Consider the following 7,628-nt stretch of genomic DNA (forward strand, 5'->3'; position numbering starts at 1 on the left):
ACGACCTCGGTCGCGACACCCGGCACCGAGACGATGTCGCCGCCGGCCGTGACCGCCAGCGCGCCGTCGGCGCCGAGCGTGACGACGACGAACGCGGGTCCGCGCGCGGCCCATCGCCGGGCGGCCTCGAGCACGTCGTCACCCGGCTGCAGCCAGCGGAGGTCCTCGTCGCTCGCCTTCACGACATCGGCGAGCGCCACGAGCTCCTCCACCCGGGCCCGCACCGCGGCGGGATCGTCCACGAGCGACGACCGGATGTTCGGGTCGTAGGTCACGAGCGCTTGCGGCCGCGTGGCGCGCGCGAGGCGCACGACATGCTCCGCGCCCGGCTCGATCACGGCGGCGACCGATCCGACGTGCAGCAGGTCGGCGTCGCCGACGAGCTCCGGCAGCTGCGCGGGGTCGTCGACCAGAGACCGGCCGAGGTCGAACTCGTACGTCGCGGCGCCCGACGGGTCGAGGTGTGCCGTCGCGGTCGCGGTGCGTGCGGCATCCACTCCCCTGACCTCGACGCCGGACTCCTCGAGCCACCGCCGCAGCCGGATGCCCCGTTCGTCGCGACCGAGCCGCGTGACGAGGACGGGCTCGCGGTCGAGGCGTCCGAGCGTCAGCGCGACGTTCGCGGGACTGCCGCCGGGCGTCTCTTCGACGATCCCCGACGCGCGGTGCACGATGTCGACGAGCGCCTCCCCGACGACGACGATCCGTGCGCCCTCGCCGGTCACCCCTTCACCCCGCTCGCCGCGATGCTGCTCACGAACGCGCGCTGGAACACCAGGAACACGATCAGCACGGGGATCGTGATGAGCGACGTGTACGCCATCACCTCGCCCCAAGCGGTGTTGAGCTGGAAGAAGTACTGCATGCCGACCATGACCGGCCGCAGCTCCTCCTTCTGCACGACCATGAGCGGCCACAGGTACTGGTTCCACGCGGGGAGGAACGTGAGGATCGCGACCGTGGCGAACGCGGGTCCCGACAGCGGCACCAGGATGCGCCGGTAGATCGTGAACCAGCTCGCGCCGTCGATGCGGGCGGCCTCGTCGAGGGACTTGGGGATCGTGGAGAAGTACTGCGTGAACAGGAAGATCGAGAACGCGTTCGCGATGAACGGCACGATCTGGACCTCGTAGGTGTTGAGCCAGCCGAAGTCGTACTTCAGCACGCCGCCCTCGATCACGAGCGTCGGCAGCTGCGCGACCCAGTAGACCATCGGCACCGCGATCGTCTCGAACGGGACGATCAGCGTCGCGATGACGAGGGCCAGCACGACGACGCGTCCCTTCCACTGCAGGCGCGAGAGGGCGAAGCCCGCCATCGAGTTCACGATGAGCCCGAGGCCCACGGTCAGCACCGTCACGAGCACCGAGTTGAACAGGAACTGCGCCACCGGGACCCGGTCGAAGACGCCGAAGTAGTTGTCGAGGCTGATGTCGCCCACCGGCAGGAAGGCCGCCGGCGAGTCGATGTCCTGCAGGATCTGGCTGTCGGGCTTGAGGCTCGACACGAACATGAAGACGAGAGGGAACAGGAAGAAGAGCGCGAGCACGCTCATCGCGACATAGGTGAAGACCTTCCCGCGGACGCGGGACGACTTCGCGCTGCGCGGGGATGCCGCAGGCCGGGGCGCGCGGCGGTCGTCGCGAGCGGTGGTCAGGGTTCTGGTGGCGGTCACGATCAGTCCTTGTCTCGCGTGAGCCAGCGCTGCACGAGCGCGATCACGAGCACCGCCACGAAGAAGATCAGCGAGATCGCGGCGGCGTAGCCGATCTCCTGCTGCTCGTAGCCCTTGCGCACGGCGTGGTAGACGATCGTCGAGGTCGAGCCGGTGGGGCCGCCCTGCGTCATCACGTCGACCTGCACGAACAGTCCGAGGGCGGCGATCGTGATCGTGACGAGCACGAAGATCATGGTCGGGCGCAGTCCCGGCCACGTCACGTTCGTGAACTGGCGCCACGGTCCGGCGCCGTCCATGCGGGCGGCCTCATAGAGCTCTTCGGGGATCGTCTGCAGCCCCGAGAGCCAGATGATCATGTGGAAGCCGACGGCCTGCCAGATCGACAGCACGATGATGGCGCCGAGCGCCGTGCTGGGATTGTTCAGCCAGTCGACACCCGTCCACGCCCCGAAGGTGATCGTGTCGATCATCGAGTTGATCAGGCCGTCCTTCTGGTACATGAACTTCCACAGGATCGAGACCACGACGATCGAGGTCACGACGGGAATGAAGAAGATCACGCGGAAGAGGGTGGTGCCGCGCATGCGGCGGTTCACCAGCACCGCCAGCACCAGGCCGAGGCCGGCCTGCACCGGCACGACCACGAGCGCGAACAGGAACGTGTTCCACGCGGACTGCAGGAAGACGGGGTCGGCGGTGAACGCGCGGACGAAGTTGTCGAAGCCGACGAAGCGGGGCGGGTTGGGCGAGATGAGCCGGGCGTTGGTGAACGACAGGGTGAACGCGAGGATCACGGGGATGATGAGGAACAGGACGAGGAGGACCAGGGCCGGGGCGATCATGCCCAGGCCCGCCCACGTCTCCCTGCCCTTCGAGGAGCGGAAGCGACGGAAGGAGCGACGAGGCGTCTCGGCCGCGACCGTCGGAGGTGTGACTGTCATCGGTCTGCTTTCATGGAGTGGCTTTCAGCGTGCGGCGGGGGCCGTCGGGCCCCCGCCGCCGGTGGATCACTGGAAGCCGTAGCCGTCGTTCGACTCGATGTTGGTGTCGATCTCGGTGACCGCGTTGTCGAGCGTCGTCTTGACGTCGGCGCCGTTCATGATGTCTTTCGCCGCCGTCTCGAACGTCGACGAGATCACCGCGTAGGCGGGGGTCTCGGGACGCAGCACCGCGAACTTCTGCGAGAAGTCCACGAACGGGCGCAGCACGCCGTCGTCGCCGAAGTACTTCGACGCCTGTGCGGCCGCGTCCGTCGCGGGGATCACGATCTGCTTGTCGGCGAACTCGGTGATGTACTTGTCCTGGAACGAGAACTCGAGGTACTTGCGTGCGCCCTCGGCGTCGTTGCACGACGACGAGATGGCCCACTGCCACGATCCGCCACCGATCTTCGGTCCGTCGCCCAGGTCGACCGACGGAAGGATCAGCAGGTCGTCGCCGACCGCGTCCACCGAGGCGAGCGCGTTCCACACGCCGGTGTAGCTGAGCGCGACGTCGCCGTCGACGAACTCCTGGTTGCCGACCGTGCCGCTGGAGTTCGCATAGCCGTCCGTGAAGAGGCTCTGGAACCACTCGCCCCACGCGACGGCCTCGGGCCCGTTGAGGGCGCCGTCCGCGCTCAGCATCGTGTCGCGGTCGATGAGGTCGCCGCCGAAGCTCTGCAGGAACGGGGAGTAAGCGTACGGCCACCACTCGCCGGTGTCTTCGGCGCCGACGTCGATGGGGGTGTCGTAGCCGGCGGCCTTGAGGGTCGCGAGGATGCCGGAGAACTCGTCCTTCGTCCACGGGTCGTCGACGGTGGGGATGCGGATGCCGTTCTGCTCGAGCACGGACTTGCGCGCGAAGATCCCGAGCGCGGCGTCCCAGTACCCGGCCGAGTAGATCTTGTCGTCCCACTTGCCGACGGCGGTCGGCAGCAGCGAGTCGGTGATGTCGGTCGAGATGTCGAGCGGCTGCAGGTAGCCGGCCCATGCCCAGTTGGGCATGATCGGCCCGTCGAGGTCGAGCAGGCAGGGAAGATCATCGGATGCCGCAGCCGCGACGATCGCGTCGTTGTAGGCGCCCTGCGGGAAGGACTCGTGCACGACCTCGTACTCGTCCTGCGACGCGTTGAAGTCGTCGATGATCTGCTCGTAGACCTCGAGCTCTGCCGGGTTTCCGGCGGAGTGGGTCCACATCGTGAGCTTGGTGCGGCCGTCCTCGGTGGTGGCGTCGCCCTGACCGGCCTGACCGCAGCCGGTGAGGACCACCGCGGTGACGAGCCCGGCCGAGACGGCGAGCGGGATACTCCTGCGCATTGTTGTGGTTTCCTTTTCTTGGTGATCCACGCCCGCGTGGATCATCGATCGGGGGCCGCCGTGCGGCGGCCACTCGGTGTGTTAAGCCCGTCGCCGGTTCGGTTTGGCGACTTGCGCCGGCGGCGGGCCCACGGAGTCTCGTCGGATGACGGGACACTCCATCAGGTGCGTGGCGTCCTCATCCCCCTCTGCGCGGACGCCGAGCGCGACCTCCATCGCCCAGCGCCCCATGGCGTAATGGGGCAGGGCGACGGTGGTGAGCGGAGGATCCTGTTCCGCAGCGATGAGCTGCTGGTCGTCGTAGCCGACGACGGACAGATCGCGCGGGATGTCGAGGCCGCGGCGGTGCGCGGCGATGTAGACGCCGGCGGCCATGCGGTCGTTGAAGCAGAACACGGCGGTGGGCCGCTGGTCGTCAGGCAGGTCGAGGAGCGCATCCGCGGCGGCGCGGCCGCCGTGTGCGGACGTCTCGGCGCGCACGTGGAGCGCGGGATCCGCGGGGATGCCGGCAGCGGCGAGCACTTCGAGATAGCCCTCGTGTCGCAGACTCGAGGCGATGGGGCCGTCGACGCCGGTGTCGTCGGTGTCGATGTAGGCGATGCGCCGGTGACCCGCGTCCACGAGCTGACGCACCGCGGCGGCGCCCCCGGCGCGGTCGTCGGGCACCACGCTGCGGAACCCGCCCGCCGCCGGACGGCAGTCCAGGAAGACCGTCTGGGGCAACAGGCCCTGGGGCGCGTCGACGACCCGGTGCCACATGCACGCGTAGATCATCGCGTCGACCTGCTGGGCCGAGAGGGCGCGGATGGCCTCGCTCTCGATCTCGGTGTCGCCGCCGGTGTCGAGCAGGTAGACCAGGTGCCCGTTCTCACGGGCCGCGTCCTGTGCGCCGGCGAGCATCCGTCCGGCGAAGGGCGTCGTGGCGATCTGGTCCGAGATGAGACCGACGGTCCGCGTCTGCTGGGTGCGAAGGCCTCGTGCGACCGAGCTCGGCGCGTAGCCCACGGCCCGCGCGGCGTCACGCACGCGCCGCCGCGTCTCTTCCGAGATGCGCGCCTCGACGTCGTTCATGACGAGCGACACCGTGGTCACCGAGACGCCGGCTGCCGCCGCCACGTCCGAGATGCGCGCCCTCGCCATCTGTGACACTCCCTTGTGCTAAATCGATTTATCGTGCCGCGATGATTATGAACTGCGGAACGCGGGTCCGTCAAGTGCGAGTTCTTTCCTCCCCCACCGACAGAACCCGGGGCGGCGCCGAAGGGGTACTCCATGTGACTATGGACGAGCTGTGCAAATCGATTTGCATAGCTCCTACCCCCAAGGAGCACAGAAATGAACACTCCCCCGAAGCGCCTCCGGCGGCTCCTCGCCGGCGGTGTCACGGCGGCCGCCGTCGCGGCATCCGTCCTCATCGGCCTTCCCGCCGCAGCCGTACCCGGCGTCCCCACCGCCGGCGCGCTGCCCGACCTGCAGGATGGTCCGAAGCCGACCGTTCACACGCAGCAGGCGTACGCCCCCGAGGACGACTTCACCGCCAAGTGGACCCGCGCCGACGCCCGCCAGCTCAAGCGCCTGTCCGACCCGGCAGCGGGCTCGCGCGAGAACTCCATGCCGGCATCGCTCACCATGCCCGAGGTGCCGCAGGACTTCCCCGACATGTCGAACGACCAGGTCTGGGTGTGGGACACCTGGCCCCTGACCGACGAGCACGGCAACCAGTACTCGATCAACGGCCAGGAGGTCATCTTCTCGCTCGTCGCCGACCGCAGCCTCGGCTTCGACGACCGCCACGTCTACGCCAAGATCGGCTACTTCTTCCGCCCCGCCGGCATCCCCGCCGACCAGCGTCCCGAGAACGGCGGCTGGACGTACGGCGGCCTCGTCTTCCCCGAGGGCGTGACCGGCAAGATCTTCGACGACCAGTCGTACAGCCACCAGACCCAGTGGTCGGGCTCGGCGCGCGTGTTCAAGGGCGGCGAGATCAAGCTCTTCTTCACCGACGTCGCGTTCTACCGCGACGCGCAGGGCCACGACATCAAGCCGTACGACCCGCGCATCGCCCTCAGCGTCGGTAAGATCCACGCGACCGGCAACGGCGTGAAGCTCACCGGCTTCACCGAGGTGCAGGACCTGCTGCAGGCCGACGGCACGTACTACCAGACCGGTGCGCAGAACCCGTACTTCAACTTCCGCGACCCGTTCACGTTCGAGGACCCCGCGCACCCGGGCGAGACCTACATGGTGTTCGAGGGCAACAGCGCCATGACGCGCGGCGCCGCCACCTGCAACGAGGCCGACCTCGGCTACCAGGAGGGCGACCCCTACGCCGAGACGGTGGACCAGGTGAACGCCTCCGGCGCCACCTACCAGATCGCGAACATCGGCCTGGCCAAGGCGAAGAACGACGACCTCACGTCGTGGGAGTTCCTGCCGCCGATCCTGTCGGCCAACTGCGTCACCGACCAGACCGAGCGCCCGCAGTTCATCTTCAAGGACGGCAAGGCGTATCTCTTCACGATCACCCACCGCAGCACGTTCGGCGCCGGCATCGACGGACCCGAGGGCGTCTACGGCTTCGTCGGCGACGGCATCCGCTCCGACTTCCAGCCGCTCAACGGCGGCTCGGGGCTCGCACTCGGCAACCCGACGAACCTGAACTACCTGCAGGGCCAGCCCTTCGCCCCCGACTACAACCAGCACCCCGGCGCGTTCCAGGCGTACTCGCACTACGTGATGCCCGGCGGGCTGGTGCAGTCGTTCATCGACACGATCGGCACGTCCGACGACTTCGTCCGGGGCGGCACGCTCGCCCCGACGGTGAAGGTCGACATCGACGGCGCCACCACGAGCGTCGACGACACCTACGGCGACGGCGGGCTCGGCGGCTGGGCCGACATCCCGGCGAACGTCAACATCACCCCCGGCGGACAGGTGAAGCCGCTGCGCTGACCTGCCCGCTGACGAGAAGTGGATGCCTCGGCCCGCCCCGGCCGAGGCATCCACCTCACCGTCTCCGACCGGAAGGACCCGATGACGAACCCCGCCCCGCGACAGAGGACTCGTCGCCGCGGCCGGATCATCGCCGCCGTCGTGATCGCCGCCGCCCTGGTGGCGACGGCGTGCGCCGTCGTGCTGTGGCCGCGCGCGGGCGAGCCGGCGCCGAAGGCCTCGCCGTCCGCCGACCCGTTCCAGCGCCCCGAGGACTGGTCCGCAGACCGCCCCGCCGTGCACCTCACACCAGAGCGGGCTTGGATGAACGACCCGCAGAAGCCGTTCTTCCTCGACGGGCTGTGGCACTTCTACTACCTGTACAACGCCGACCATCCCGACGGCAACGGCACGGCGTGGTACCACGCGACCTCGCCCGACCTCGTGCACTGGACCGACCAGGGCATCGCCATCGACAAGTACGCGAACGGACTGGGCGACATCTGGACCGGAACCGCGGTCGTCGACGAGCACGGCACGGCCGGCTTAGGCGACGGCGCCGTCATCGCCATCGTCACGCAGCAGACGGACGGCGTGCAGCGGCAGTCCCTGTTCGTCTCGCACGACGGCGGCTACCGCTTCGACGCGTACGAGGGCAACCCGATCATGGACAACCCCGGCGTGGCCGACTGGCGCGACCCGCGCGTCTTCTGGGACGACAC

Annotated in this window: 6 protein-coding genes and 1 pseudogene; 2 read left to right on the forward strand and 5 right to left on the reverse strand. The window is 68.8% G+C overall.

The window, feature by feature from the left end; translation table 11 throughout:
* The 5 genes from ACTHNQ_RS12455 to ACTHNQ_RS12475 form a co-directional block, all read right to left on the reverse strand.
* Positions 1-725, reverse strand: a 725-nt coding sequence (locus tag ACTHNQ_RS12455) for a PfkB family carbohydrate kinase (RefSeq protein WP_440333804.1), incomplete at its 3' end; no start/stop codon positions are given.
* A complete protein-coding gene (locus ACTHNQ_RS12460) occupies positions 722-1,675 on the reverse strand; it encodes a carbohydrate ABC transporter permease (protein ID WP_440333806.1) in 954 nt (317 codons plus the stop codon). The genes ACTHNQ_RS12455 and ACTHNQ_RS12460, both read right to left, overlap by 4 nt.
* A 2-nt stretch (positions 1,676-1,677) precedes the next feature.
* Entirely contained in the window at positions 1,678-2,619 is a 942-nt protein-coding gene (locus ACTHNQ_RS12465) for a carbohydrate ABC transporter permease (protein WP_081634627.1), read from the reverse strand.
* A gap of 66 nt (positions 2,620-2,685) precedes the next feature.
* Positions 2,686-3,975 carry a sugar ABC transporter substrate-binding protein gene (locus ACTHNQ_RS12470; protein ID WP_440333809.1) on the reverse strand — a complete coding sequence of 430 codons (1,290 nt, stop codon included), beginning with the start codon at positions 3,973-3,975 and terminating at the stop codon, positions 2,686-2,688.
* Positions 3,976-4,056: 81 nt separating this feature from the next.
* Positions 4,057-5,115, reverse strand: coding sequence for a LacI family DNA-binding transcriptional regulator (locus tag ACTHNQ_RS12475; RefSeq protein WP_440333811.1), 1,059 nt, complete (start codon positions 5,113-5,115; stop codon positions 4,057-4,059).
* A 195-nt stretch (positions 5,116-5,310) separates the two neighbouring features.
* Here ACTHNQ_RS12475 and ACTHNQ_RS12480 point away from each other — a divergent pair, with 195 nt between their 5' ends.
* Both ACTHNQ_RS12480 and ACTHNQ_RS12485 read left to right on the forward strand, forming a co-directional pair.
* The gene (locus tag ACTHNQ_RS12480) at positions 5,311-6,927 is read left to right on the forward strand and encodes a glycoside hydrolase family 68 protein (RefSeq protein ID WP_440333813.1); all 1,617 of its coding nucleotides are present in this window, start codon (positions 5,311-5,313) and stop codon (positions 6,925-6,927) included.
* Between the two features lie 81 nt (positions 6,928-7,008).
* Positions 7,009-7,628: pseudogene (locus ACTHNQ_RS12485) on the forward strand (glycoside hydrolase family 32 protein); the annotation flags it as partial.

The sequence above is a fragment of the Microbacterium sp. genome (genome assembly GCF_051953575.1).
Lineage (GTDB): Bacteria > Actinomycetota > Actinomycetes > Actinomycetales > Microbacteriaceae > Microbacterium.